Here is a 23,716-nt window from a genome sequence, read left to right as displayed (position 1 = left end):
CAACGGGGCCTCGCCGTTACCGCAGCCGCGCTCGTATCCACCCGGATGTGGGCGGTTGTCGACAATCGCGGTCCGGGACAGCAGCGATTCGAGCTCCGATCGTGTCGGGCTGCCCGGGGCCGACTCGAGACGCTCGTCCCCGAACCATCCGCAGGACGCGACGAGACATACGAGCGCGAGCGTCGACAGGATCGCAGATAACCGTGCAACCACCTGTGCCCCCGTCCGTCGTAGACGGTGATTCAACGCCTTCCGTCGTAGACGGTGATTGAACCATCGGGGGCCGACAGGAATCAGCCGAACTCGATCACCACTTTGCCGGCGGCATGGCCGTCTTCGACTGCAGCGAGCGCTTCCCCAGCGCGGGAGAATGGGTACCGCCCGGACACGGACGGGTCGAGGATCCCGTCGGCCACGAGCGCCGCGATCTCCGTGAATACTGCTGTAGTTCTTCGGCGTTCGACACCACCGCCGCCGAGTCGGCTCGCCGCCAGAGGATCGGCGATGCTCAGGATCGGTGCGTCCGGTCGGGCGAGCTCAGCGCCGCGAGTGAGAGTGTCCCCGCCGACCAGGTCGAAAACCGCGTCCACTCCGACTGGGGACAACGCGGACACGTCGTCTGCGAAGCCGTCCCCCGACGCAACCCAACGTGCTCCCGCTTCCTCGATCGCGGTTCTCTTGGACTCGCTCGCGACACCGATCACGTTGATACTCCGCGCCAGAGCAAGCGCGATCGTGCTGCGACCAACGCCGCCGCCGGCGCCGAGCAGCAGGAGTGTCGCCCCGGGTTTCAGACCGAGATCGTGGAGTGCGTCGTAGGCCGTTCCTGCCGCAACCGTCAGCACTGCGGCATCGGCCCAGGACACGGTAGGCGGCTTGTGTGCTGTCGAGGAGACGTTGAGCAATGTCGACGCGGCGTAGCCGCCGAAGCCGGTCGCGGTAGCGCCGAACACTTCGTCGCCGACCTCGAACTCGGTGACCCGCGGACCTACTCCGATGACAACACCGGACACTTCGCGGCCCAGAACCGCAGGCAGCGTCACCGGGACAGTATCTTTTCGAGTACCCGCGCGAACTTTCCAGTCAGCGGGGTTGACGCCCGCCGCTCGGACCGACACCAGCAGTTGGCCGGCACCGGGCGGGGGCAAGGTGACGTCGAAGTAGGACTGTGTGTCGGGTCCGCCGTACTCGGTGAAGCCGTATGCCGTCGTCATGCCTGCCAGCCTATTGCCCGGTAGGCGGGAAGTGGTGTCGGTGGCACCTGATTGGATGGTCGGATGCTGCATGGACTCTGGTCACCGGGATCGGGGCTCAAACTGTGGGTCGACGGGCACGAGGGTGCCGGGACCGACGATCCCCGTGATCCGGTCAGTGCTGTCCTGCATCGCAAGTTCCGTCATCGTGTGAATGTCGCTATGCCGCCCGTACCTGGCGGGCCTTTGCAGAGTGAGTACGCAGCTGTTGCGTTGGCGCCGCCGGACGCAGTCGATCTCCTGCTGCGGTTCAAGGCCGACGATCAGCGAATTGCGGGAGACCTGCACTTTCTCGTACATGTGGCGCGAGGTATCGACCGTTGGGTGCGCGCCGGGAGGGTGGTGCCGGCGCTGACGCGAGCCGAGGGTAGTTGGTGGCCGCGGTGGCAGTTGTCTGTGGGGGAACGCCAGCGCGCCTGGATCGGCGAATTGGTAGTGGCCATGCCGCCGGTGCAGCGGGCGGTCGGCTCGCCGAGGGCGACGATCGAAGACATCACGAACGAACTCACGGACCCGATCGTCCGTCGTGTTCTCGGTGACTCAAATCCGGTGGTGCAGACCCCGCTGTGGCAGGCCGTATTGTCCGGGGATGCTTTCGACGACGTGTCGGTACGAGCGGCCGAGGGACTCGCCGAATGGGGGTCGACGTTCACAGCCGGAGAGCCGGACCTGGTTCTGCGGCTGATCGAGCCTGAACTCGACGACAATTCCGATCCGGACGACGACGCGCTGTGGCGTCTGCAAGTGTGTTTGCGTCCCGAAGGTGAAGCGCCCGAACGTGTTCGACTGCACCGGGCAGATCCCAAACGTATCCAGCTCGGCAGTCGCAAGCTCGAAGACGCAATCAAGGCTTACCCACGTTTTCGCGACGTGCCGCGTGACGAGGACAGCCTCGACCTGTTGCTGCCCACACCTGTCGTGATGGACCTGGTCGGACACGGCGCGATTGTCCTGCGAGAGCGAGGGATCACGCTGCTGCTTCCTCGCGCATGGAACGTAGTGTCTCCATCCCTGCGTGTGCGCGTGACCTCGGCGGCATCTCCGATCGTTGCGGAGAATCGTACGGTCGGTATGGACCAATTGCTGGAATACGATTGGGAATTGGCGCTCGGAGACAAGGTACTCACCGCCGAGGAAATGACCCGACTCGTCGATGCGAAGTCCGATCTGGTCCAGTTGCGCGGCGAGTGGGTTCAGGCGGACAAAGACGTCCTGGCCCGCGCGGCTCGTTTTGTCAGTCAGCGGCACTCGAGCGGGGACCGAGCGATCGTCGATCTGATCAAGGACTTGATCGCCGACGACCTCAAAGACCTGCCGGTCGAGGAAGTGAAAGCAACTGGATGGGCCTCTGCACTGCTCGACCAGTCGGTGGCTCCGCGGCAGGTGGCGGTACCGTCGACGGTCAACGCGACTTTGCGTCCGTATCAACGACGCGGTCTCGACTGGTTGGCGTACATGAGTGCTCTCGGGCTCGGCGCTGTTCTGGCCGACGACATGGGTCTGGGTAAGACGCTGCAACTGTTGGCGTTACTTGCGCACGAGAAGTCCAAGACAGCAACACTTTTGGTGTGCCCGATGTCGGTCGTGGGAAACTGGCAGCGTGAAGCGGCGCGATTTGTACCGAGCTTGCGCGTCTACGTTCATCACGGTTCGGATCGCGCTACCGGGGCGGAGTTGGAACAGGCAGTTCGTGAGAGTGATCTGGTGATCACCACCTACGCGCTCATGACCCGCGACGTCGCGGCGCTCAAGGATCTCGACTGGCGGCGCGTAGTGCTCGACGAGGCTCAACACATCAAGAACGCCAAGACATCTCAGGCGAGAGCTGCTCGCAGCATCCCCGCGGATCATCGCGTTGCTCTGACCGGAACGCCGGTGGAGAACCGACTGGACGAGCTGCGGTCAATCCTCGATTTTGCCAATCGCGGTGTACTCGGCTCGGAGCAGATGTTCCGCAAAAGGTTTGTCGTACCGATCGAGCGGGAAAAAGATCAGCTTGCCGTCTCGCGACTGCGAGCCGTCACGTCCCCCTTTGTGCTGCGGCGCGTGAAGACCGATCCCGCCGTGATCGCGGATCTCCCGGAGAAGTTGGAGATGACGGTTCGAGCGAATCTCAGCGAAGAGCAGGCCGCGTTGTACCGCGCCGTGGTGGACGAGATGATGGCGCAGATCAAGGGGACGGAAGGGATGAAGCGCAAGGGCGCCGTCCTGTCTGCGCTGACCAAACTCAAACAGGTGTGCAATCATCCCGCGCACTTCCTGCGCGACGGTTCGCCGGTGATGCGCCGCGGGCAACACCGTTCGGGAAAGCTCGGACTGGTCGAGGACATCGTCGAGTCGGTCATCGGCGACGACGAGAAGGTTCTGTTGTTCACACAGTTTCGTGAGTTCGGCGAATTGGTGGTGCCGTACCTGGCCGACCGGTTCACCACCGAAGTTCCGTTTCTCCACGGCGGAGTGTCGAAAGCCGGGCGCGACGCAATGGTCGAGGCATTCCAAGGTGAAGGCGGCCCGCCCATCATGGTGCTCTCGCTCAAGGCCGGCGGCACGGGTCTGAATCTCACGGCGGCCAACCATGTGGTTCACCTCGACAGATGGTGGAACCCGGCGGTAGAGAACCAGGCGACGGACCGTGTCTTCCGCATCGGTCAGAGAAAGAACGTTCAGGTACGCAAGATGGTGTGCGTCGGAACCTTGGAAGAGCGAATCGACACGATGATCGCGAGTAAAAGTGAACTCGCCGAACTTGCAGTCGGGACGGGTGAGAACTGGGTGACGGAGATGAGCGTCGAGCAACTGGACGAGTTGTTGCGACTCGGCGACGACGCGGTGGGCGAATGAGTCCGCGCGGTAAGGGCCCCGATTTCAGTGAGTACACCGGGCCTCGACGGCGAGCACCCGCGCCGGTCAAGCCTCGTCCAGCGTTCGGGAGGACGTTCTGGGGCAAGGCTTTTGTTCGGGTCGTCGAAGAGATCGGCGACAAACCTCGTGTCACGCGTGGGCGTACGTATGCGCGTTCGGGTCAGGTCTTGGCGCTCGACATCGAACCAGGAGTGGTGACGGCCGAGGTTCAGGGCAGCCAACTTCAACCGTTCGTTTCCACGCTGTCGATCGACACCCTTGATCAATCGGATATCGACGACATCATCACCAAGATCCGCCGAGTGCCGGGAAGTCTTGCCGCACTGGTGTCCGGCGTTGTGCCGGACATGCTTGCTGCTCAACTGATACCGGACGGTCCGTCGGCGTTTCGCTTCGACTGCACCTGCCCCGATGTCGGTTGGCCGTGCAAACATGCTGCGGCCGTGGCGTTCTTGACCGCGGAGCGAATCGACACCGATCCGCTCAGGTTGCTGAGACTTCGCGGGGTCGACCTGGAGCAGTTGATCGGGGGAGTGGAAGACGAGTCGACTGTTTCGGTGGACGTCGAGAATTGGTTCGGAATCGCGGCTGCCCTCCCTGCGCTACCGAAGGTGCCTTTTCGCGCGGCGATCGACGATCTGGATATCAGGCGGTTGCGCGAGGCGGTTGCGGCATTGGGATTGGACATGGCTCAGCAGAACGTCGCCTTGGACGAAATACGGTCCATCTACCGACGGTTGGATGGTTGAAATCGGACAACTCCGGACTGGTGCTAGTTTCCTGTCGTAAATTCCAGTATCGTTAATTGGACCGGTCCGGTCGGGACCTGCCTGCGATTTCAGGTCGTTGTCGTCGGCGAATAGACGACTATTCATTTCTCGGAGGGACAGTCGCTGTGATGCCCGTTCATTTGCGCGACAGCGCAATACCCAAACACGAACAGTTGCGCACCATTCTCCTGCGCAAGTGCACCCAAGAGCTCCAGCCTGGCGACTTGATGACCAGCGAGCGAAACCTGATGCAGGACTACGGCGTCAGTCGGATCACCGTTCGCGAGGCAATCGGGCAACTGGTCAATGACGGACACCTCGTTCGCGTGCGTGGCAAGGGAACCTTCGTTGCGCACCGTGCTGTCCAATCCAAGCTGCACCTTGCATCCTTCACCGAGGAAATGCGCGCCCAGGGGCATCACCCCACGACGGTGGTCCTGGTCAGCGAACAGGGGCCGGTCCCCGAAAACACTGCTGCCGCACTGAATATGCGACCGGGTTCCGACGGTTACCACGTCAAGCGCTTGCGCCTTGCCGACGGCGAGCCGGTGAGCGTGGACGACGGCTGGTTCAATCCCGAACTGTTGCCGGGTTTACTCGACATGGACTTGACGGGTTCGATCTATCGGGCAACCGCCGACAAGTACGACAAGCCGATCGATCGGGCAGAGCAGACAGTCAGTGCCGATGGTGCCAGTACGGAGATCGCGACTCTCCTGGGCACTCGTAAGGGCGCTCCGGTTCTGTACTTCGATCGAGTGTCGTTCAGCGAGATCGCACCGGTCGAGCACACTCGCAGTTGGTACCGATCCGACCGCTACCAGTTGCAGATGGAAGTCCAGGGCCAAGCGCGGCCCAAAACGCGCGGCGACCAATAGTCATCGTTCGAAGCGAAAGGGCGAGCACACCTTCCGGTGTGCTCGCCCTTTGCGTTACGCCGACCAGTCGAACAGAGTGTCGCCAGTGGCGACGTCCCCACCGACGGAAGGGGATTCGACGGTGTCCGGTTTGGAATCCATCACGACTACCGGGCAGATCGCCGAGTAACCGGTCGTGTCGATGTGCGCTGGATCGAAGCTGACGACGGGATCACCGGCATTGACGGTGTCACCCTCGGCGGCGATGAGGGTGAATCCGTCGCCTTCGAGCTTGACCGTGTCGATGCCGATATGGACCAGCACGCCGGTGGCCTTCTCGCCGAAGATCACGAACGCGTGGGGGTGAAGTTTCAGGATCTTTCCGCTGATCGGCGCCACGACCGTGAGTGGGCCCTGACCGCGAGCGGGTTCGATCGCGACGCCCGAGCCGACCATCTGCTGAGCGAACACCGGGTCCGGTACGTCAGCGAGTGCGACGACCCGACCGGGGAGCGGGGCGAGGACGACCGTCACAGGATGTCCTCGATGTCCTCGGCAAGGGTGTCGGCCTCGGGCCCGACGATGACCTGGACAACCGTGCCGGCTTTGAGCACGCCGTGTGCGCCGGCAGCCTTGAGAGCGGACTCGTTCACCTTCGCTCCGTCCTTGACCTCGGTACGCAGGCGGGTGATGCAAGCCTCGATCTCGACGATGTTCTCTGCGCCGCCGAGGCCCTTGATGATTGCTTCCGCTTTCGACATTTGCTGCTCCTGATTGTCGGGTTGGTCGTGATCGTTGAACGGTCGTACAGGTGGGCTGACTAGTTGCTGGTCAAGGCTATCCCGGTTACGTATGTCACATTTGGGTGTTGACAACTCGCCTCCACCAGGTAAAACTACAACTGGTTATGACCGGACAGTACCCGTTGGAAGTCCGGCTCCACAACAGTTTCTACAAAACGGTTTCGGCCTCACTTCCGAGCAAGAACCGTGACCTGCATTTTCACGAAACCTGCACGTGTACGACACCCGAATTTCCAGAACCAGCGGCCGATCGCGACGCGGCCCGGCGAACGAAGAAGGTCCTTGATGACTCTCGAAGACACCCCGAAGAAGGAATCGAAAGTGTTCGCCGGGGTTCAACGCCTCGGCCGAAGCTTGATGCTTCCGATCGCCGTTCTGCCGGCTGCGGGAATCTTGCTCCGCCTCGGCCAGGACGACCTGCTCGGGCGATTCAGTTCGATGCACAGTGCTGCTGCAGTGATCTCTGCGGCAGGACAAGCAGTCTTCACGTGGCTGCCGCTGATCTTCGCCGTCGGTATCGCGATCGGCTGGGCCAAGAAGGCCGACGGATCGACTGCCTTGGCAGCCGTCGTCGGCTACATGGTGATCGACGGCGTGTTCAAGGCGATGTCGCCGATCGTCCTCGAAGGGAAGACGGACCCGAACGGGGATCAATCCCTGATCAACTACGGTGTGCTCGCCGGTATCGTGATGGGCTTGCTGTCGGCGATCTTGTGGCAGCGGTTCTATCGAACGAAGCTTCCCGATTATCTCGGGTTCTTCAACGGGCGCAGGCTCGTTCCCATCCTGACAGCGATCACCGGTCTTGTGGTCGGTGTCCTGATGGCATTCGTGTACCCCTTGTTCAACTCCGGCCTCAACTGGGTCGGTGAAGCAGTTGCTTCCAATACCGTTGTGGGCGGCGGCATTTACGGCGCAGCGAACCGCCTCCTGATCCCCACGGGCCTGCACCACATCTTGAACTCCGCCGTGTGGTTCCTGATCGGCGACTACCAGGACGCGAGCGGTCAAATCGTTCGCGGTGACCTCAACCGGTTCTTCGCCGGCGACCCCTCCGCCGGTACGTTTATGACCGGCTTCTTCCCGATCATGATGTTCGCCCTCCCCGCTGCAGCCTTCGCAATCTGGCGTAACGCCAAGCCTTCTCAGAAGAAGCTCGTCGGCGGCATCATGCTCTCCACCGGCCTGACCGCATTCCTCACCGGTATCACCGAGCCGCTCGAATTCTCCTTCATGTTCGTCGCGTGGCCCCTGTACGTCATCCACTCGCTCCTGACCGGAACGTCGATGGCCTTGGTCAATGCGCTCGGGATTCACGACGGATTCACGTTCTCCGCAGGCTTCTTCGACTACGTGTTGAACTTCGGCAAGGCAACCAACGCATGGATGTTGATCCCGATCGGACTCGGCTACGCCGTGATCTACTACTTCCTTTTCAGCTTCGTCATCAAGAAGTGGAATCTGCGCACGCCAGGACGAGAAGAAGAGGTCGAGGTGGCCGCAGGTGAGCCCGACCCAGCGCTGCTCGAGGCCGAACTGGCACTGGCTGCCGAAGGTGACAGCCGCACCGACGCCCCGCTCGTCGCCGAACTGGAAAACAAGCTCGACAAGGAACTGGAAGGACGCTGAACATGGCGATCGCAACCACGACAATCGGATCCCGCGTCGGACTCCACGCACGACCCGCAGCGCTCTTCGCGCGCGCCGCAGCCGATCTACCGGTAGACGTCACCATCGCGCTCGGCGACGGCGAACCCGTCGATGCCTCCAGCATGTTGTCTGTCATGACTCTCGGTGCAGCATTCGGGGATTCGGTGACCTTGCGTGCTGACGGTGACGGCGCCGACGCTGCGGTCGGTTCGCTCGCAGAGCTTCTCGCATCCGAACTGGACGAAGCCTGATGACGGCGAGTGTGGACAACCGCATCGCGGGTATCGGAGTGAGCGCGGGTTCGGTCTGCGCGCCGTGGTTGCGATTCTCCACGCCTGAGCCGACCTCGGCGGCGGACCCGATCACGGGCAGTCCCGAGGCAGAGCTGATCAGGATCCGTGAGGCACTGGACGCCGTCGCGGAGGAACTGCTCTCGCGTGCAAAGACAGTCGAGGGCGTCTCCGCGGAGATCCTGACGACGTCGGCTGCGATGGCGCGCGACGCGGGCATCGTGAAGGCGGCCAAGGCGAACCTGGAATCGGGGCTGCCGACCGCACACGCCGTCGCAGTCGCCTTCGACGCCTTCTGTGAAAAGCTCACGGCGCTCGGCGGGTACATGGCCGAACGGGCAACCGATCTGCGCGATCTCGGGCAGCGAGCCGTGGCCGTTCTTCGAGGGGAGCCGATGCCCGGAATCCCCACTCCCGGTTACCCGTACATACTGGTGGCGCGCGACCTCGCTCCGGCGGATACGGCGACGCTGGGCACCAGTGACGTGGTCGGATTGTTGACTGCCGAAGGAGGTCCGACCAGCCATACGGCTATCTTGGCGAAGTCGCTCGGAATCCCGGCCGTGGTCAACTGCTCGGGAACCGATCTGCTGGCGGAGGGGAAACTTCTCATCCTCGACGGCACCACCGGGACGGTCACCATCGATCCCTCGGCAGAAACGCGCGAGCGCGCAGTCCTCGAAGCATCGTTCGTGGCAGAGCAGTCGGCTTCGGCACAGGGTCCAGGACGCACGCGTGACGGGTTCGCGGTGAGGTTGTCGGCCAACATCGGAACCCTCGAGGACGCCGCGCGGGCCGGAGCGGCGGATTGCGAGGGCGTCGGACTGTTCCGTACCGAATTCTCGTATCTCGGGCGTCACGACGCACCGTCGGTGGAGGAGCAAGCACAGACGTACGCGTCGGTGCTCGGGCACTTCGCCGGACAGAAGGTGGTGGTCCGCACTCTCGATTCGGGTTCGGACAAGCCGTTGCCGTTTCTCGATCTCGGGGTCGAGGAGAATCCGGCCCTTGGTATCCGCGGGCTCCGTGTCGGCACGGTTTATCCCGACACACTCATCTGCCAGCTCGACGCCCTCGCGGCGGCAGGCAATGCGACGGGCGCCGATCTGTGGGTCATGGCGCCGATGGTAGCTACGGCCGACGAGGCGAAAGACTTTGCAGAACTTGCGCGTTCGCGGGGGATCGGCAAGGTCGGAGCAATGATCGAGGTTCCAGCTGCAGCGTTGCGGGCGAAGGATATCCTCGAGCACCTCGATTTTGTCAGTATCGGGACCAATGATCTGAGCCAGTACACCTGCGCCGTGGATCGTATGGCCGGAGGTCTGGCGCAGCTGCTCGATCCGTGGCAGCCGGCGGTCCTCGATCTGATCGCGATGGTCGGTCAGGCGGGCGCCGATGCCGGAAAACCTGTTGGTGTGTGCGGAGAATCCGCGTCTGACCCGCTGTTGGCTCCGGTTCTGGTCGGTTTGGGCGTGACGAGTCTGTCGATGTCGGTCCCGGCATTGGGCGCAGTTCGCGCGCAACTGGCCTCTCTCGATCTGGCGGTGTGCAAGGACATGGCCGCGGCGGCGCGGGGCGCGCGAAACCCGATCGAGGGTAGAGCGGCCGTCGCGCGGATTCGCGAGTCGGCATGAGTACATCAGGCTCGGCTGCTGTCGGCGATCCGATCGTATTGCGGGGAACTGTGATCGGATCTCCGGCCGGGAAGATTCACGACGGAGTCGTCGTCGTGGACGGCGAAAAGATCAGTTGGGTCGGCTCGGCTGCGGACTATGTGGCGTCCACACCCGTCGTCGTCATTCCGGAACGCACCGACGCGGTGATCATGCCCGGCTTGATCGATGTCCACAGCCACGGCGCCGCGGGTGCTGGTTTCCCGAACACCGACGCCGATGGAGCGAGCCGCGCGGCGGCGCACCATTGCGAGCACGGCACGACCGGAATGCTGGCCAGCCTGGTCTCCGCACCGCGCGCAGATCTGGTGCGACAAGCAACGATGCTCGCTGATCTGGTCGAACGCGGAGAACTTCTGGGTATCCACCTCGAGGGGCCGTTCATCAACGGCGTCCGCTGCGGTGCCCAGGATCCGGCGGCGATCATTCCCGGTGATCCGGATCTGCTCGAAGCCGTGTGTGACGCCGCGCGTGGGACCGTGCGGTCCATGACCTTGGCGCCCGAGACCGAGAATTTCGAAGAGTTGCTCGCGATCATGCGTCATCGCAACATCGTGCCGAGTTTCGGTCACACCGATGCCGACGCGGCAACGACGTCGGCGCGCATCGATGCTGCGGTGCACGGGGATTGGGCCGGACAGATCAGCGCGACCCACCTCTTCAACGGGATGCCGCCCCTGCACCATCGATCTCCGGGTCCCGTCGCGGCGTGCCTGGCGGCTGCCGCGAGAGGCGAGATGGTGGTGGAACTGATCGCAGACGGTGTGCATCTTGCGCCCGAGACCGTGTCGATGGTCTTCGACGCTGTCGGACCGGACCAGATCGCCTTGGTCAGTGATTCGATGGCCGCGGCGGGAATGGACGACGGCGACTACCAACTCGGTGCGCTCGACGTCACGGTTGCCGACGGTGTAGCAAGACTCGCGACCACCGACGGCAGTTCCGGTGCCATCGCCGGAGGGACTGCAAGATTGCTCGACGTGCTTCGCAGCACTGTCTTTGACGGCGGTGTCGCGCTGGAAGATGCTGTCGCAGCGGCAACTCGGAGCCCAGCGCGTCTGCTGGGACTTGGCGACCTGATCGGATCGCTGGCCGTGGGCTGCCGGGCCGACATCGTGGTCACCGATCGTCAATTGCGCCTGGGGCGTGTACTACTCGGCGGAAAAGCCGCCGGAGAGGAAAAATCATGGAAATCGTAATTCAGCCGACACCCGCGGAGGTCGACTCGACCGTCGCGGACATCGTCGAAGGCTACGTCAGAGCCGGGGCGACGACGCTCGGTCTCGCAACGGGGTCGTCGCCGATCGGAACCTATCGTGAACTGGCAGCGAGGCATCGCGACGCCGAACTCGACTTCTCGCTGGCTCGGGCATTCCTGCTCGACGAGTACCTGGGATTGCCGAAACGCCATCCGCAGTCGTACTACTCGGTGATTCGGTCGGAGTTCGTCGATCACGTCAACCTGGATCCCGCGATGGTGTCCAGTCCCAACGGTGAAGCGCCGTGCCCGGAGCAGGAGATCGCCCGGTACGACCAGAGCATCGCGGCGGCCGGGGGAGTGGACGTGCAGTTGCTCGGCATCGGTACCGACGGCCACATCGGCTTCAACGAGCCCGGATCGTCGTTGACCTCGAGAACCCGCGTGAAGACGCTGACCGAGCAGACCCGGATCGACAACGCACGCTTCTTCGACGGTGTGGACGACGTCCCACATCACGTGCTCACCCAGGGGCTCGGAACCATCAGCGATGCAAGGCATCTGGTGATGATCGCGACCGGAGAAGGCAAGGCTGACGCGATCGCCGCTGCCGTCGAAGGTCCGTTGTCTGCTTTCTGCCCGGCTTCGGTGATGCAATTGCATCGCCATGTCACCGTCGTCATCGACGAAGCTGCGGCCAGTTCACTCAAACTTGCCGACTACTACCGGTATGCGCTCGAACACAAGCCGTCGTGGCAGTCCTTCTGACATGACGGTTCTGGAGCTGGCTGTGCAGGACGTGCGGGGGGCGAGGATCGCGCGTTCGGTGGGAGCGACTCGAGTCGAGTTGTGTGCGGCACTCGGCCCGACGGGGGGATTGACGCCCAGCATCGGAGTGATCGAGGCTGTGTCGGACGTGGGGATCGCGGTTCACCCGCTGATCCGTCCGCGCGCCGGAGGTTTTGTGTTCTCACCCGACGAAGTGTGGGTGATGGAGCACGACGTACATGCTGCTGTGGCCGGTGGAGCTTCCGGCATCGTGATCGGCGCGCTGACAGAAGACAATTCGATCGACACCGTCGTGCTGCGCCGCATCATCGGATGCGTGGACCGGGCGAGAGTCGAGGTGACAGTACATCGTGCGATGGACGTGGTGACCGACCGTCTGACCGCGCTGGACGAACTGATCGACCTGGGCGTGACCCGCGTGCTGACGTCCGGGGGTGCGGACACTTGCAATGAGGGACTCGACGAGATCGGTCGAATGGTCGAACATGCCGCGGGCCGGATCCAGATCATGGCCGGTGGCGGAATAACCGTCGACGACATCCCGGCAATCGCTGCCGTCGGCGTCGATGCGGTGCATCTCTCGGCGCGCAAGGTTGTCGCAGTTTCCGGCGGACCTGGTGGGGGATCGGACGGATACGACGTCACCGATGCAGTAGTCGCGCAGGAAGCGGCAGCCGCGCTCCGCGCTGTGCGCCTTTATTAACCCCCGCGGTTAATAAAGGCGCACAGCCCTTGGGCTCTAGACATACATGGACATCCAACTATAGGATGGTAGACATATTCACTGCTGCCTCCTGGGCGGTCCATACGAGCAAGGAACGGGTTAGCACAATGGTTGAAAATGCGACGGTTCACGAGTTGACGCACTTCGTCGGTGGCAAGCGTGTTCCCGGGACATCTGATCGATTTGCGGACGTGTTCGATCCCAACACCGGCAAGGTGCAGGCCCGCGTTCCCCTCGCGAGCAAGGCCGAGACCGAAGCCATCATCGCCAATGCCGAAGAGGCGCAGCAGGTGTGGGCAGCGTTCAACCCGCAGAAGCGTGCCCGCGTGCTGATGAAGTTCCTGCAGCTCGCTCAGGCCGAGATGGATTCTCTGGCCCGCCTCCTCTCGTCCGAGCATGGCAAGACCGTCGCCGACGCCAAGGGTGACATCCAGCGCGGCCTCGAGGTCATCGAGTTCGCCGTCGGCGCTCCGCACCTGCTCAAGGGTGAATTCACCGAGAGTGCCGGCACCGGCATCGACGTGTACTCCATGCGTCAGCCGCTCGGCGTCGTTGCCGGCATCACGCCCTTCAACTTCCCCGCGATGATCCCGCTGTGGAAGGCCGGCCCCGCCCTCGCCGCCGGTAACGCCTTCATCCTCAAGCCCTCCGAGCGTGACCCCTCCGTCCCGCTGCGCCTGGCCGAGCTGTTCCTCGAAGCAGGACTGCCCGCAGGTGTGTTCAACGTGGTCAACGGTGACAAGGAAGTTGTCGACGTCCTGCTCACCGACGACCGCATCAAAGCCGTCGGCTTCGTCGGCTCCACGCCGATCGCTCAGTACATCTACGAGACGGCCGCAGCTCACGGCAAGCGCGCACAGTGCTTCGGTGGCGCCAAGAACCACGCGATCGTCATGCCGGACGCCGACCTCGACGAGGTTGCCGACGCCCTGATCGGTGCAGGCTACGGCAGCGCCGGCGAGCGTTGCATGGCCATCTCGGTTGCCGTTCCCGTCGGCGAGGAGACCGCGGACGCTCTTGTTGCGAAGCTGAAGGAGCGCGTCGCGAAGCTCAAGATCGGTCGCAGTGACGACGAAGGCGTCGATTTCGGACCGCTCGTTTGCCAGGATGCCCTCGACCGCGTCAACAACTACGTGCAGATCGGCATCGACGAGGGCGCAACGGCAGTCGTCGACGGCCGCGGCTTCACCCTCGAAGGCCACGAAGGTGGATTCTTCGCCGGCGCAACCCTGTTCGACAACGTCACCTCGGACATGCGCATCTACAAGGAAGAGATCTTCGGACCCGTCCTTCAGGTGGTCCGCGCTGCCGATTACGAAGAGGCACTGCGTCTTCCGACCGAACACGAGTACGGCAACGGCGTCTCCATCTTCACCCGCGACGGCGACACCGCGCGTGACTTCACCGCTCGCGTCAACGTCGGCATGGTCGGCGTGAACGTGCCGATCCCGGTCCCGATCGCGTACCACACCTTCGGTGGCTGGAAGCGCTCCGGATTCGGTGACCTGAACCAGCACGGTCCCGACTCCTTCCGCTTTTACACCAAGACCAAGACCGTGACGCAGCGCTGGCCTTCCGGCAAGAAGGAAGAGACCAACCACTTCGTCATCCCCACGATGAACTGATCGGAACACTTTCCATGTTTACTCTGACCGATGACGAGCGGGCGATTCGTGACACTGCCCGCGACTTTGCGGCCGAGCATCTGGCGCCCAACGCAGTGGAGTGGGATCAGACCAAGCATTTCCCGGTGGACGTCCTCCGTAAGGCGGCGTCCCTGGGAATGGGCGGTATCTACATTCGTGAAGACGTGGGTGGCAGTGAGCTGAGTCGCGTCGACGCTGCCCGGATCTTCGAAGAGCTGGCCAAGGGCGATCCGTCGATCGCCGCGTACATCTCCATCCACAACATGGTCACGTGGATGATCGACCAGTTCGGCAACGACGAACAGCGCCACAAGTGGGTTCCCGGACTCTGCTCGATGGATCAACTGGGCAGCTACTGCCTCACCGAACCCGGCGCTGGCTCCGATGCTGCGGGCCTGAGCACCAAGGCCGTTCGTGACGGCGACGACTACATCCTCAACGGCGTCAAGCAGTTCATTTCCGGCGCAGGCACTTCCGACGTGTACGTCGTGATGGCACGCACCGGATCTGCCGGTGCCAAGGGGATCTCGGCGTTCATCGTGCCCAAGGATTCGCCCGGACTGTCGTTCGGTGCCAACGAGATCAAGATGGGCTGGAACGCGCAGCCCACCCGTCAGGTGATCTTCGAAGACGTGCGAGTTCCTGCCGCCAACATGCTCGGTGAAGAGGGCAGCGGATTCCGCATCGCCATGAAAGGTCTCAACGGCGGCCGGCTGAACATCGCCGCCTGTTCGGTTGGTGGGGCCCAGGCAGCGCTGGAGAAGGCAGTCGCATATCTGGTGGACCGCAAAGCTTTCGGTTCGGCACTGATCGAGTCGCAGGCCCTGCAGTTCCAGCTCGCCGACATGCGTACCGAACTCGAAGCGGCCAGGACGTTGCTGTGGCGCGCCGCTGCCGCACTCGAAGACGGAGCGTCCGACGTCGTGGAGTTGTGTGCGATGGCCAAGCGCTTTGCCACCGACACCGGATTCGACGTAGCCAACAAGGCCCTCCAGCTTCACGGCGGGTACGGCTATCTTGCTGAGTACGGGATCGAGAAGATCGTCCGCGATCTTCGGGTTCATCAGATCCTCGAAGGCAGCAACGAGATCATGAGGGTGGTCATCGCCCGCAGCGTGGTCGCATCAGGTCAGGGAAAGCAGGGAGCAGCATGAGCGACGAGCTCGAGGTATTGATCGAAAAGCGTGACGGACTGGGGCTCATCACTCTCAACCGTCCCAAGGCGATCAACGCCCTCAACCACTCGATGGTCAAGGCGATGGCCAAGGCCCTCGAGGAATGGAAGTCCGACGACGACGTCAAGGCAGTCGTACTCACGGGCGCCGGCGAGCGTGGTCTGTGCGCCGGCGGCGACATCGTCTCGATCTACCATGACGCCAAGGACGGCAAGACCGGTTCGCTCGACTTCTGGCGTGAGGAGTACATCCTCAACTCCGAGATCGCGAACTACCCGAAGCCGTACGTCGCGATCATGGACGGGATCGTCATGGGCGGTGGCGTCGGAGTGTCCGCACACGGCGACATTCGCATCGTGACCGAGCGCTCGATGATCGGAATGCCCGAGACCGGAATCGGTTTCATTCCAGACGTGGGCGGAACTTACCTGCTCTCGCGTGCTCCCGGTGAACTCGGGACGCACATCGCGCTCACCACGGCGCGACTGAGCGCCGGCGATGCCATCGCAGCAGGTTTCGCTGACCACTTCATCCCGTCGGAGAACATCGAGACGTTCATCGCCGCACTCGCGTCGTCTTCGGTTGCCGACGCCGTGGCGCAGTACGCGGAGCCGGCTCCGGTGTCGGAACTGTTGGCCCAGCAGAGCTGGATCGACGCCGCGTACTCCGCCGACGACGTATCCACCATCGTCGAGCGTCTTCGCGCAAGTGGAATCCCCGAAGCTGAGAAGGCAGCGGAGCAGATTCTCGGCAAGTCCCCGATTGCACTGTCGGTGACCCTGCGATCTCTGCGGCATGCCAAGGAAGCAGCAAGCTTGGAAGAAGTCCTCAACGAGGAGTTCCGGGTCTCGACCGCTGCGCTCGCCTCACACGATCTGGTCGAGGGCATTCGCGCCCAGGTCGTGGAGAAGGACCGAAACCCGAAGTGGTTGCCGGCAACTCTCGACGACGTCACGGCAGAATCCGTCGACGCCTACTTCGCCCGGCTGGGCGACAACGAGCTCGGACTCGCCCCTCAACCGCAAGGCAACTGATCACCGCCGAAGGAGCATCACTAATGAGCACCATTGGATTTATCGGACTCGGTCACATGGGTGGCCCGATGGCGGCCAATCTTGTCAAGGCCGGACACAAGGTCGTCGGTTTCGACCTGGCACCTGCGGCGCTGGAGCAGGCAGTCAAAGACGGTGCATCGGTGGCGGATTCGGCGGTCGACGCCGTTCGCGGTGCCGACGTCGTGATCACGATGCTGCCGAGCGGTAAGCACGTTCTGGGTCTGTACGAAGAGCTGCTGCCGGTGGCAACACCGGGCACCCTGTTCATCGACTGTTCCACCATCGACGTCGCCGACGCCCGCGAGGCACACGACAAGGCCGAAGCGGCCGGTCACCGCAGCGTCGACGCTCCGGTCTCCGGTGGAGTCGTCGGAGCTACCGCAGGCACGCTGGCATTCATGGTCGGCGGTTCCGAGGCTGACTTCCAAGCCGCGTCACCGTTGCTGGACGTGATGGGCCGCAAGGTCGTTCACTGCGGCGACGCCGGTGTCGGCCAGGCAGCCAAGATCTGCAACAACATGATCCTCGGCATTTCGATGATCGCGATCAGCGAGGCGTTCGTGTTGGGCGAAAAGCTCGGCCTGAGCAACCAGGCGCTCTTCGACGTGGCGTCCAACGCCTCGGGACAGTGCTGGGCACTGACCACCAACTGCCCGGTTCCGGGACCTGTGCCCACCAGCCCGGCCAACAACGACTACCAGCCCGGCTTTGCTGTTGCACTGATGGACAAGGACCTGGGTCTGGCAGCAAATGCGTTGCGCAACAACGGCGTCGATGCAGAGATCGGACTCAAGGCCGCCGAACTCTACAGTCGCTTCCATGCCGCGGGCGGTGGCGGTCAGGACTTCTCTGCCATCATCAACGACATCCGTGACCGTTCGACCGAAGGACAGTAGTGACCGACTTCAACACCATCATCCTCGAGCGTAAGGGTCGCGTCGGCGTCATCACGCTCAACCGCCCGAAGGCTCTCAACGCGCTGAACTCCGAGCTGATGAACGAGGTCGTCGCCGCGGTTGCCGACCTCGAAGCGGACAACGGCATCGGAGCCATCCTGATCACCGGTTCCGAGCGCGCCTTCGCCGCCGGTGCCGACATCAAGGAAATGCAGTCCAAGACGTACATGGACGCATACGTCGAGGATTTCTTCACCCCGTGGGATCGCGTCGCAGCAGCTCGTAAGCCGCTGATCGCCGCCGTCTCCGGATACGCGCTCGGTGGTGGCTGCGAGCTTGCGATGCTCTGCGATTTCATCATCGCTTCGGATACCGCGAAGTTCGGCCAGCCCGAGATCAAGCTCGGTGTCATTCCGGGTATCGGTGGCTCGCAGCGCCTTACGCGCGCCGTGGGCAAGGCCAAGGCCATGGAGCTGTGCCTCACCGGCCGCAACATGGACGCAGAAGAAGCCGAACGTGCAGGCCTGGTTGCCCGGATCGTTCCGGCTGCCGATCTGCTCGACGATGCCTTGAAGACCGCAACCACCATCGCCGAGATGTCGCTGCCGATTGCGATGATGGCCAAGGAAGCAGTCAACCGCTCCTTCGAGACCACCCTCGCCGAGGGCGTCCGCTTCGAGCGTCGGGTGTTCCACTCGACCTTCGCGACGGAGGATCAGAAGGAAGGCATGACCGCGTTCGTGGAGAAGCGGTCGGCAGAATTCAAGCACCGCTGAATTTCAACAGCGCTGAAACTGCCCTCACACTCGTCGAGAGTGTGAGGGCAGTTTCTTTGTGTGTACGGGTGGTCGGTTCACCACTTGGTCGGTGCGCCGCCGGTGTCGAAGTCACCCGCAGTCTTGCGAAGTTCAGTGAGGATCGTCACCAATTGCTCGAGCTTGTCCTGCTGGAGTCCGGGGTGAGCGAACACCTTGCTGTTGAGCATTTCGGTCGCTTCGAGGGCCAGTGCGCGACCGGCGTCCGAGATCTCGATGAGCGTTGCACGGCGATCGCTGGGATGCGGGACCCGCCTGACCAACTCCGCTTTCTCCAAACGGTCGACGGCATTGGTGACGCTGGTGGGGTGAACCTGGAGTCGGGCACTTGCCTTGGCCATCGGGAGTGCGCCCGACCTGGTGAAGGTGAGAAGCGTCAGCAGTTCGTAGCGGGCGAAGGTCAGCCCGAGAGGCTTGAGTACCTCTTCGACCCGCGCCATCATGATCTGCTGCGCACGCATCACCGACGTGACCGCAGCCATACCGTCGGCGACATCGCTCCAACCGTGCTTCGTCCACTGACGATGCGCCTCTTCGATGGGGTCGAGGGGGAGCGGCGCGGGGGGAGACATAAGTTCGATCATCCCATGCTGGCAAGCGGTCGGGTGCCTTGTCTGATTGTGTGTCGCAGCCGCTTACGTCTGTAGAGTCCCACGGGTGATTTCAATCCTCGTAGCGGGTGGCGTCTCGTTGTTCGTCGCGCTCTTCCTGACTCCGTTTCTCATTCGTGTGCTTTCGCGGCAGGGGCTCGGGCACGAGATTCGGATCGAGGGTCCGCAGAGTCATCAGGGCAAGCGTGGCACCCCGTCGATGGGCGGGATCGCGATCATCGCCGGTATGTGGGCGGGCTACCTGGCGGCACACATCATCGGATTCGGCTCGCGGCTACCGCGGCTGTCTGCATCCGGTTGGCTGGTTCTCGCGCTCGCCACGTCACTGGGAATCGTCGGCTTTCTCGACGACTTCATCAAGATCCGTAAGAAGCGCAATCTCGGGCTCAACAAGACAGCGAAGACCGTCGGTCAGCTGGCGAGTGCCATCATCTTCGGCATTTTGTTCCTGCAGTTCTCCAACAACAACGGAGTCACTCCCGGAAGCCAGTACCTGTCCCATGTTCGTGACATCTCGGTGTTCTCCATGGGTGCCATCGGCTTTGTGGTCTTCTTCTGCATTCTGGTGTTCGCCTGGTCCAACGCCGTCAATTTCACCGACGGCCTCGACGGTCTCGCGGCCGGTTCGATGGGCATGATCCTGGGGACCTACGTCGTCATCGCCGGTTGGCAGTACCGGAACTCGTGTGTCCTCGAGCCTGCCGCCGGTTGCTACGACGTTCGTGACCCTCTCGATCTAGCGATCGTCGCTGCCGCAGCAGGCGGGGCGTGCCTCGGCTTCCTCTGGTGGAATGCCGCCCCGGCTCAGATCTTCATGGGCGACACCGGCTCCTTGGCACTCGGCGGCCTGGTTGTCGGCCTGTCCGTCACGACGCACACCGAGCTGCTGATGGTCATCATCGGCGCCCTGTTCGTCGCTGAGATCCTGTCGGTGATCATCCAGGTTCTGGTCTTCCGATCGTCCGGTCGACGCGTATTCAAGATGGCCCCGATCCATCATCACTTCGAGTTACTCGGTTGGCCGGAAACCGTCGTGATCGCAAGATTCTGGATCTTCGTCGCGATCTCGTGCGTCCTGGGACTTGCCACCTTCTACAGCGAGTGGTTCTCCGCTGCCGGTTAGACCGATTCACTCTTTCGGGTCGTAGCCAGAAGAGCGATCAGACCGAGCGACACACACGTCGTCATCGTGACGGCCAGGGCTGTGCTCGTGTTTCCCATTAGGCCGACGGCCGGCGCGATGGCCGCACCGACGCCGAACTGGAATGCACCGAGCATTGCGGCGGCAGTACCGGCCGCTTCGCCGTGACGAGCGAGCGCCAGTGCCGGGGCGTTGGGCAGAACGAACCCGATGGCACCGGCCATGACCCACAGTGCGATCACGAATCCGGCGAGCCCGCCCAGTTCCAGGACCGCGACAGCAATGACGACGGCCCCGGAGACAACGGCAGCCACGAGGGCCCACTTGGTGATCTGCTGGGGAGTCCACCGGTCGAGCAGTCGGACGTTGACCTGCGAAGCGCCGATCAACGCAATCGCGCCCGCACTGAAGAGCAGTGCGAACTCCTGCTCGTTGAGGCCGTACTGATCCTGATAGACGAACGACGCGCCCGAGACATACGCGAACAACGACGCCATGCCGACGCTGGAGACAAGCGTCAGGACCATGAACGTGCGGTCGCCGAGCAGCGAACCGTAGGTGCGGAGAACCGACGTCAATCCGCTCGGGCGACGCTTTTCCTTCGGCAGTGTTTCGGACAGTCCGAACGCACCGATCATCGCTGTGCCGACGCCGATCAGTGCCAGTACGACGAAGATCCCGCGCCAGTCGAGGGCGACGAGGAGGGCGCCACCGATGCTGGGCGCCAGGATCGGCGCAACGCCGAGCACGAGCATCAGCCGGCTCATCACAACGGCAACGGTGTTACCGCTGTAGAGGTCGCGGACGATCGCCATGGTCACCACTGCCGCGGCCGCCGCGCCCATGCCCTGGAAAACCCGCAGGATGCCGAGGACCGCGATGCTCGGTGCGAAGACCGCCAGCAGCGAAGCCAGGATATGGACGCCGATTCCGGCAAGCAGCGGCTTTTTGCGGCCGAGAGTGTCCGAGAGCGGCCCGACCAACAGCTGGCCGAGTGCGAGGCCGATGAGAGTTCCGGTGATGGTCAGCTGAACCGTTGACGACGAGACCCCGAGATCGGCACCGATATCCGGCAGCGCGGGCAGGTACATGTCGATGGTGAAGGGCCCGAGTGCAGTCATGGAACCGAGGGCAAGAATCTTCCCGACGCTCGGCTTACGGTCGATACTGCTCGTTTCCAGCGGGGCTGCCTTCACGGGCGGGGCTGCCTTCACAAGCGGGGCGATGGCGGTGTTCTCGGCACTCATGAAACCTTCTGGGTTGTCTGGGTCTGGCGAACTGCTCGGTCGTTCGGGCGAAATTCGGGCCGCAATCGAATGACCTGCGCCCACCGAGGGAGTCAGCATCGAGACTGACCGATTTGTTCCCGAAAGGCCCGCACTTTTCCCAGAGACTGGAACGCTTGGCGAGAACGCACTCGAATCATGCTGAGCGGAACTGTGGTTCGAGATCGTCACTCAGGGCAGAGTTACTCACTGACGCGGGTGTGGCTGAGTGGCTAGGCACCGGCCTGCAAAGCCGTTCACACGGGTTCGAGTCCCGTCATCCGCTCGTGTCGGAGACCGGCAGGCATATCGCCTGCCGGTCTCTCTTGTGTGGTCCCGGTTCGCGGGGTCGGCTGCGATAGTCTGGGCTGCCGGAGCGAGCGGACCACATGAGTGAGGCACTGAATTGATTTCGGGACAGGACCTGCGATCGCGGCGCTTGCACGTGGGGATCAGTCAGTTCCAGTTCGCCCGCCAGGCGGGAGTCTCGTCAGCAGTCGTCTCCGCGTGGGAACTCGACAAGGCATATCCGAAGTCACCGGTTGAGCGAGCAGTCCTCACGGCCCTCTCCGCGTTGGAAGCAGCCAAGCGTGAGGGCACGTACGCGGCCCCCCGGAAGCGATCGAGCGGTAGTACCCGTGCGCGTCGAGCGACACCGGTCAACGACCCCGCCTCGGTGGCCAGGCGTGCGGTCGCGGGGGCAGGAAACGGTGGCCCCACCGTATTGACGGCGTTCTCCGGTTGTGGCGGTATGGCCGAAGGCTTTCGGATGGCGGGGTTTTCGGTGGAGGGATACATCGAAGTCGTGCCGGAGGCGCGCGCGACCTTCGATCGGAACTTCCCCGGCGCGAAGTGCCTCGGTGAGGACATCCGGGCGATCGACGAAGCCTGTGTGAAAGATCTTCTGGCACAGGTGAATATCGATGTGTTGGCCGGGGGCCGCCGTGTCAGGGTTTCAGTCTCGCCGGCCGGCGAGACCGCGACGATCCGCGTAACCATCTCTTCCGGAACCTACTCGAGCTCGCCGATCTGGTGAGGCCGAAGGTCGTGGTGATGGAAAATGTTCGGCTGCTGCTGAGCATGAAAGACCCGGACGGTGGGATGGTCGTCGACCGGATTCTCGGCGAGATGGCTGCATGCGGTTACGACGCGTCGGTCAACACGGTCAATGCGCAGGATTACGGCGTCCCGCAGTTCCGGGAACGAGTGTTCATCGTGGCGACCCGCCGCGACAGTGGTATCGGGCCGCTGCGTTTTCCGCCGAAGACTCACGGCGTGAATGGTGTTGCGCCGCTTAGGACTTTTCGCGATGCCACCGTCGACCTGGCCCCGCTGGAATCCGGGCAGGCTTGCGAGACGGACCCGCTGCACTGGGCCGTCGAGCATCCCGAGCACGTCTTGCGGTGGCTGCGTGATGTACCGGAAGGAATGTCGGCGCACGACAACGAAGATCCGGCCATGCGACCGTCGTCCGGGTACAACACGACGTACAAGCGCCTCCGGTGGGACGAGCCGGCGTCCACGGTCGGAACCACTTTCGGGATGATCTCGGCTTCACGCAACGTGCATCCGAAACACACGCGATCGTTGACCGTTCGAGAAGCTGCTCGCCTCCAGACCTTTCCCGACGACTACGTCTTCGAGGGCAAGTGGGGAGCGGTGCGCACGATGATCGGCAATGCGGTGCCGCCGCAGCTGGCGTCGGTACTGGCAGGAGAGATCAAGAAGGCACTCGGCTGAGATAGAGCACCTACGGAAAATGGGGCCGACGATGTCGGCCCCATTTCGAGTTACGCCCTGGCAGGGGTGTGGTGCAAGCGAATCAGCTGAGGTTGAGCTTGGCGATCAACGGCTGGACGACCTTGATGATGTCGATGACGGCGCTGAGGGTGTTGATGGAACCCATGTTTCGGTCCTCCGTGTCGTATGTACAGGTGTGTATGTACAAGGTTGTGTCTGCGTGGTGTTTCTGTACGACCTTGTGTCGCAGACACAAGGTAGCAAACTGGACGCTTGTTTGGGTCGAAATGACCGCTTTGCGCTGAAGTTGCTGAAAAGTTCACGGATTGTTCAGGAACGTAAACAAAAAACAGGCCGGACTCCCCGAAGTCCGGCCTGTCGATGACGCTTTGCGATCAGCTGAATGCCGAAAGTGCGCTGATGAGGCCGATGCCCGCAACTGCGACCTTGAGGACACTCAAGACGTCTTCGAGCTTGACACCCTCGGGCAATACGTTTTCGAC

At 62.9% G+C, this 23,716-nt stretch carries 22 protein-coding genes, 1 tRNA gene and 2 pseudogenes; 18 read left to right on the top strand and 7 right to left on the bottom strand.

What is annotated here, in order from left to right:
* Positions 1–6 precede the first annotated feature (6 nt).
* Together EHW12_RS35375 and EHW12_RS19635 are read right to left on the bottom strand one after the other, a co-directional pair.
* Positions 7–213, bottom strand: a pseudogene (locus EHW12_RS35375) (deoxyribonuclease); the annotation flags it as partial.
* Between the two features lie 80 nt (positions 214–293).
* Positions 294–1,214, bottom strand: a complete 921-nt coding sequence (locus EHW12_RS19635; protein ID WP_042445331.1) for an NADP-dependent oxidoreductase — start codon at positions 1,212–1,214, stop codon at positions 294–296.
* A gap of 63 nt (positions 1,215–1,277) precedes the next feature.
* Here EHW12_RS19635 and EHW12_RS19630 point away from each other — a divergent pair, with 63 nt between their 5' ends.
* The 3 genes from EHW12_RS19630 (at position 1,278) to EHW12_RS19620 (ending at position 5,763) form a co-directional block, all read left to right on the top strand.
* A complete protein-coding gene (locus tag EHW12_RS19630) occupies positions 1,278–4,094 on the top strand; it encodes a DEAD/DEAH box helicase (RefSeq protein WP_125051522.1) in 2,817 nt (938 codons plus the stop codon).
* Complete coding sequence (locus EHW12_RS19625) at positions 4,091–4,864, top strand: SWIM zinc finger family protein (RefSeq protein ID WP_047270178.1); 774 nt, start codon at positions 4,091–4,093, stop codon at positions 4,862–4,864. The genes EHW12_RS19630 and EHW12_RS19625 overlap by 4 nt, the downstream gene beginning before the upstream one ends.
* A 149-nt stretch (positions 4,865–5,013) precedes the next feature.
* Positions 5,014–5,763 (top strand): GntR family transcriptional regulator, encoded by a 750-nt coding sequence (locus tag EHW12_RS19620; protein ID WP_007726130.1) that lies wholly within the window; start codon positions 5,014–5,016, stop codon positions 5,761–5,763.
* A 54-nt stretch (positions 5,764–5,817) separates the two neighbouring features.
* Here EHW12_RS19620 and EHW12_RS19615 read toward each other — a convergent pair whose 3' ends face one another.
* Both EHW12_RS19615 and EHW12_RS19610 read right to left on the bottom strand, forming a co-directional pair.
* Positions 5,818–6,276: a glucose PTS transporter subunit IIA gene (locus EHW12_RS19615; protein WP_003941386.1), complete on the bottom strand. Its 459-nt coding sequence runs from the start codon at positions 6,274–6,276 to the stop codon at positions 5,818–5,820.
* Positions 6,273–6,503, bottom strand: coding sequence for a PTS glucose/sucrose transporter subunit IIB (locus EHW12_RS19610; RefSeq protein WP_003941324.1), 231 nt, complete (start codon positions 6,501–6,503; stop codon positions 6,273–6,275). Before EHW12_RS19610 ends, EHW12_RS19615 begins: the two co-directional genes overlap by 4 nt.
* 327 nt (positions 6,504–6,830) lie before the next feature.
* Here EHW12_RS19610 and EHW12_RS19605 point away from each other — a divergent pair, with 327 nt between their 5' ends.
* The 11 genes from EHW12_RS19605 (at position 6,831) to EHW12_RS19555 (ending at position 18,417) form a co-directional block, all read left to right on the top strand.
* Positions 6,831–8,174 (top strand): PTS transporter subunit EIIC, encoded by a 1,344-nt coding sequence (locus EHW12_RS19605; RefSeq protein ID WP_003941307.1) that lies wholly within the window; start codon positions 6,831–6,833, stop codon positions 8,172–8,174.
* Positions 8,175–8,176: 2 nt separating this feature from the next.
* Positions 8,177–8,446: an HPr family phosphocarrier protein gene (locus tag EHW12_RS19600; protein WP_003941322.1), complete on the top strand. Its 270-nt coding sequence runs from the start codon at positions 8,177–8,179 to the stop codon at positions 8,444–8,446.
* The gene (ptsP, locus tag EHW12_RS19595; protein WP_125051520.1) at positions 8,446–10,119 is read left to right on the top strand and encodes a phosphoenolpyruvate--protein phosphotransferase; all 1,674 of its coding nucleotides are present in this window, start codon (positions 8,446–8,448) and stop codon (positions 10,117–10,119) included. The genes EHW12_RS19600 and ptsP overlap by 1 nt, the downstream gene beginning before the upstream one ends.
* Positions 10,116–11,357, top strand: a complete 1,242-nt coding sequence (locus EHW12_RS19590) for an N-acetylglucosamine-6-phosphate deacetylase (RefSeq protein WP_064444071.1) — start codon at positions 10,116–10,118, stop codon at positions 11,355–11,357. Before ptsP ends, EHW12_RS19590 begins: the two co-directional genes overlap by 4 nt.
* The gene (nagB, locus tag EHW12_RS19585) at positions 11,345–12,124 is read left to right on the top strand and encodes a glucosamine-6-phosphate deaminase (RefSeq protein WP_007726140.1); all 780 of its coding nucleotides are present in this window, start codon (positions 11,345–11,347) and stop codon (positions 12,122–12,124) included. Before EHW12_RS19590 ends, nagB begins: the two co-directional genes overlap by 13 nt.
* 1 nt (position 12,125) lies before the next feature.
* Positions 12,126–12,848 carry a copper homeostasis protein CutC gene (locus tag EHW12_RS19580; protein WP_007726141.1) on the top strand — a complete coding sequence of 241 codons (723 nt, stop codon included), beginning with the start codon at positions 12,126–12,128 and terminating at the stop codon, positions 12,846–12,848.
* A gap of 128 nt (positions 12,849–12,976) precedes the next feature.
* Positions 12,977–14,494 carry a CoA-acylating methylmalonate-semialdehyde dehydrogenase gene (locus EHW12_RS19575; protein WP_003941275.1) on the top strand — a complete coding sequence of 506 codons (1,518 nt, stop codon included), beginning with the start codon at positions 12,977–12,979 and terminating at the stop codon, positions 14,492–14,494.
* A gap of 14 nt (positions 14,495–14,508) precedes the next feature.
* On the top strand, positions 14,509–15,669 hold the full coding sequence (locus tag EHW12_RS19570) for an isobutyryl-CoA dehydrogenase (RefSeq protein ID WP_064075262.1): 1,161 nt from the start codon (positions 14,509–14,511) through the stop codon (positions 15,667–15,669).
* A complete protein-coding gene (locus EHW12_RS19565) occupies positions 15,666–16,724 on the top strand; it encodes an enoyl-CoA hydratase/isomerase family protein (protein ID WP_125051518.1) in 1,059 nt (352 codons plus the stop codon). Before EHW12_RS19570 ends, EHW12_RS19565 begins: the two co-directional genes overlap by 4 nt.
* Before the next feature lie 23 nt (positions 16,725–16,747).
* Positions 16,748–17,641, top strand: a complete 894-nt coding sequence (gene mmsB / locus EHW12_RS19560) for a 3-hydroxyisobutyrate dehydrogenase (RefSeq protein ID WP_003941308.1) — start codon at positions 16,748–16,750, stop codon at positions 17,639–17,641.
* Positions 17,641–18,417 (top strand): enoyl-CoA hydratase, encoded by a 777-nt coding sequence (locus tag EHW12_RS19555; protein WP_003941374.1) that lies wholly within the window; start codon positions 17,641–17,643, stop codon positions 18,415–18,417. The genes mmsB and EHW12_RS19555 overlap by 1 nt, the downstream gene beginning before the upstream one ends.
* Before the next feature lie 77 nt (positions 18,418–18,494).
* On the opposite strand, the gene EHW12_RS19550 is transcribed toward EHW12_RS19555, so the two are convergent.
* Complete coding sequence (locus EHW12_RS19550; protein WP_020970065.1) at positions 18,495–19,028, bottom strand: MarR family transcriptional regulator; 534 nt, start codon at positions 19,026–19,028, stop codon at positions 18,495–18,497.
* 85 nt (positions 19,029–19,113) lie between these two features.
* On the opposite strand from EHW12_RS19550, the gene mraY reads away from it, so the two are divergent.
* A complete protein-coding gene (gene mraY / locus EHW12_RS19545; RefSeq protein ID WP_003941316.1) occupies positions 19,114–20,190 on the top strand; it encodes a phospho-N-acetylmuramoyl-pentapeptide-transferase in 1,077 nt (358 codons plus the stop codon).
* Here mraY and EHW12_RS19540 read toward each other — a convergent pair.
* Positions 20,187–21,455, bottom strand: coding sequence for a multidrug effflux MFS transporter (locus tag EHW12_RS19540; RefSeq protein WP_125051516.1), 1,269 nt, complete (start codon positions 21,453–21,455; stop codon positions 20,187–20,189). The two genes, mraY and EHW12_RS19540, sit on opposite strands and share 4 nt — an antisense overlap.
* Before the next feature lie 233 nt (positions 21,456–21,688).
* Here EHW12_RS19540 and EHW12_RS19535 point away from each other — a divergent pair.
* The 3 genes and pseudogenes from EHW12_RS19535 (at position 21,689) to EHW12_RS19530 (ending at position 23,213) form a co-directional block, all read left to right on the top strand.
* Positions 21,689–21,759 (top strand) — tRNA-Cys (locus EHW12_RS19535).
* Positions 21,760–22,224: 465 nt separating this feature from the next.
* Positions 22,225–22,353 (top strand): annotated as a pseudogene (locus tag EHW12_RS35370) (hypothetical protein); the annotation flags it as partial.
* Positions 22,354–22,361: 8 nt separating this feature from the next.
* A complete protein-coding gene (locus EHW12_RS19530) occupies positions 22,362–23,213 on the top strand; it encodes a DNA cytosine methyltransferase (protein WP_241199181.1) in 852 nt (283 codons plus the stop codon).
* 82 nt (positions 23,214–23,295) lie between these two features.
* On the opposite strand, the gene EHW12_RS35910 is transcribed toward EHW12_RS19530, so the two are convergent.
* Positions 23,296–23,421 carry a hypothetical protein gene (locus EHW12_RS35910; protein WP_003941303.1) on the bottom strand — a complete coding sequence of 42 codons (126 nt, stop codon included), beginning with the start codon at positions 23,419–23,421 and terminating at the stop codon, positions 23,296–23,298.
* Positions 23,422–23,716 lie beyond the last annotated feature (295 nt).

The organism is Rhodococcus sp. NJ-530, assembly GCF_003860625.1.
Lineage (GTDB): Bacteria > Actinomycetota > Actinomycetes > Mycobacteriales > Mycobacteriaceae > Rhodococcus_F > Rhodococcus_F qingshengii.
The sequence above is the reverse complement of the archived record's forward strand: the minus strand, read 5'-3'. Positions and strand labels throughout refer to the sequence as shown.

Coding starts and splice junctions, on each gene's coding strand:
- mmsB (WP_003941308.1), top strand. CDS start 16,748: ATGAGCACCATTGGATTTATCGGACTCGGTCACATGGGTGGCCCGATG.
- EHW12_RS19600 (WP_003941322.1), top strand. CDS start 8,177: ATGGCGATCGCAACCACGACAATCGGATCCCGCGTCGGACTCCACGCA.
- EHW12_RS19610 (WP_003941324.1), bottom strand. CDS start 6,503: ATGTCGAAAGCGGAAGCAATCATCAAGGGCCTCGGCGGCGCAGAGAAC.
- EHW12_RS19590 (WP_064444071.1), top strand. CDS start 10,116: ATGAGTACATCAGGCTCGGCTGCTGTCGGCGATCCGATCGTATTGCGG.
- ptsP (WP_125051520.1), top strand. CDS start 8,446: ATGACGGCGAGTGTGGACAACCGCATCGCGGGTATCGGAGTGAGCGCG.
- EHW12_RS19630 (WP_125051522.1), top strand. CDS start 1,278: ATGCTGCATGGACTCTGGTCACCGGGATCGGGGCTCAAACTGTGGGTC.
- EHW12_RS19605 (WP_003941307.1), top strand. CDS start 6,831: ATGACTCTCGAAGACACCCCGAAGAAGGAATCGAAAGTGTTCGCCGGG.
- EHW12_RS19565 (WP_125051518.1), top strand. CDS start 15,666: ATGAGCGACGAGCTCGAGGTATTGATCGAAAAGCGTGACGGACTGGGG.
- EHW12_RS19580 (WP_007726141.1), top strand. CDS start 12,126: ATGACGGTTCTGGAGCTGGCTGTGCAGGACGTGCGGGGGGCGAGGATC.
- EHW12_RS19635 (WP_042445331.1), bottom strand. CDS start 1,214: ATGACGACGGCATACGGCTTCACCGAGTACGGCGGACCCGACACACAG.
- EHW12_RS19570 (WP_064075262.1), top strand. CDS start 14,509: ATGTTTACTCTGACCGATGACGAGCGGGCGATTCGTGACACTGCCCGC.
- EHW12_RS19575 (WP_003941275.1), top strand. CDS start 12,977: ATGGTTGAAAATGCGACGGTTCACGAGTTGACGCACTTCGTCGGTGGC.
- EHW12_RS19620 (WP_007726130.1), top strand. CDS start 5,014: ATGCCCGTTCATTTGCGCGACAGCGCAATACCCAAACACGAACAGTTG.
- EHW12_RS19540 (WP_125051516.1), bottom strand. CDS start 21,455: ATGAGTGCCGAGAACACCGCCATCGCCCCGCTTGTGAAGGCAGCCCCG.
- nagB (WP_007726140.1), top strand. CDS start 11,345: ATGGAAATCGTAATTCAGCCGACACCCGCGGAGGTCGACTCGACCGTC.
- EHW12_RS19550 (WP_020970065.1), bottom strand. CDS start 19,028: ATGTCTCCCCCCGCGCCGCTCCCCCTCGACCCCATCGAAGAGGCGCAT.
- EHW12_RS19625 (WP_047270178.1), top strand. CDS start 4,091: ATGAGTCCGCGCGGTAAGGGCCCCGATTTCAGTGAGTACACCGGGCCT.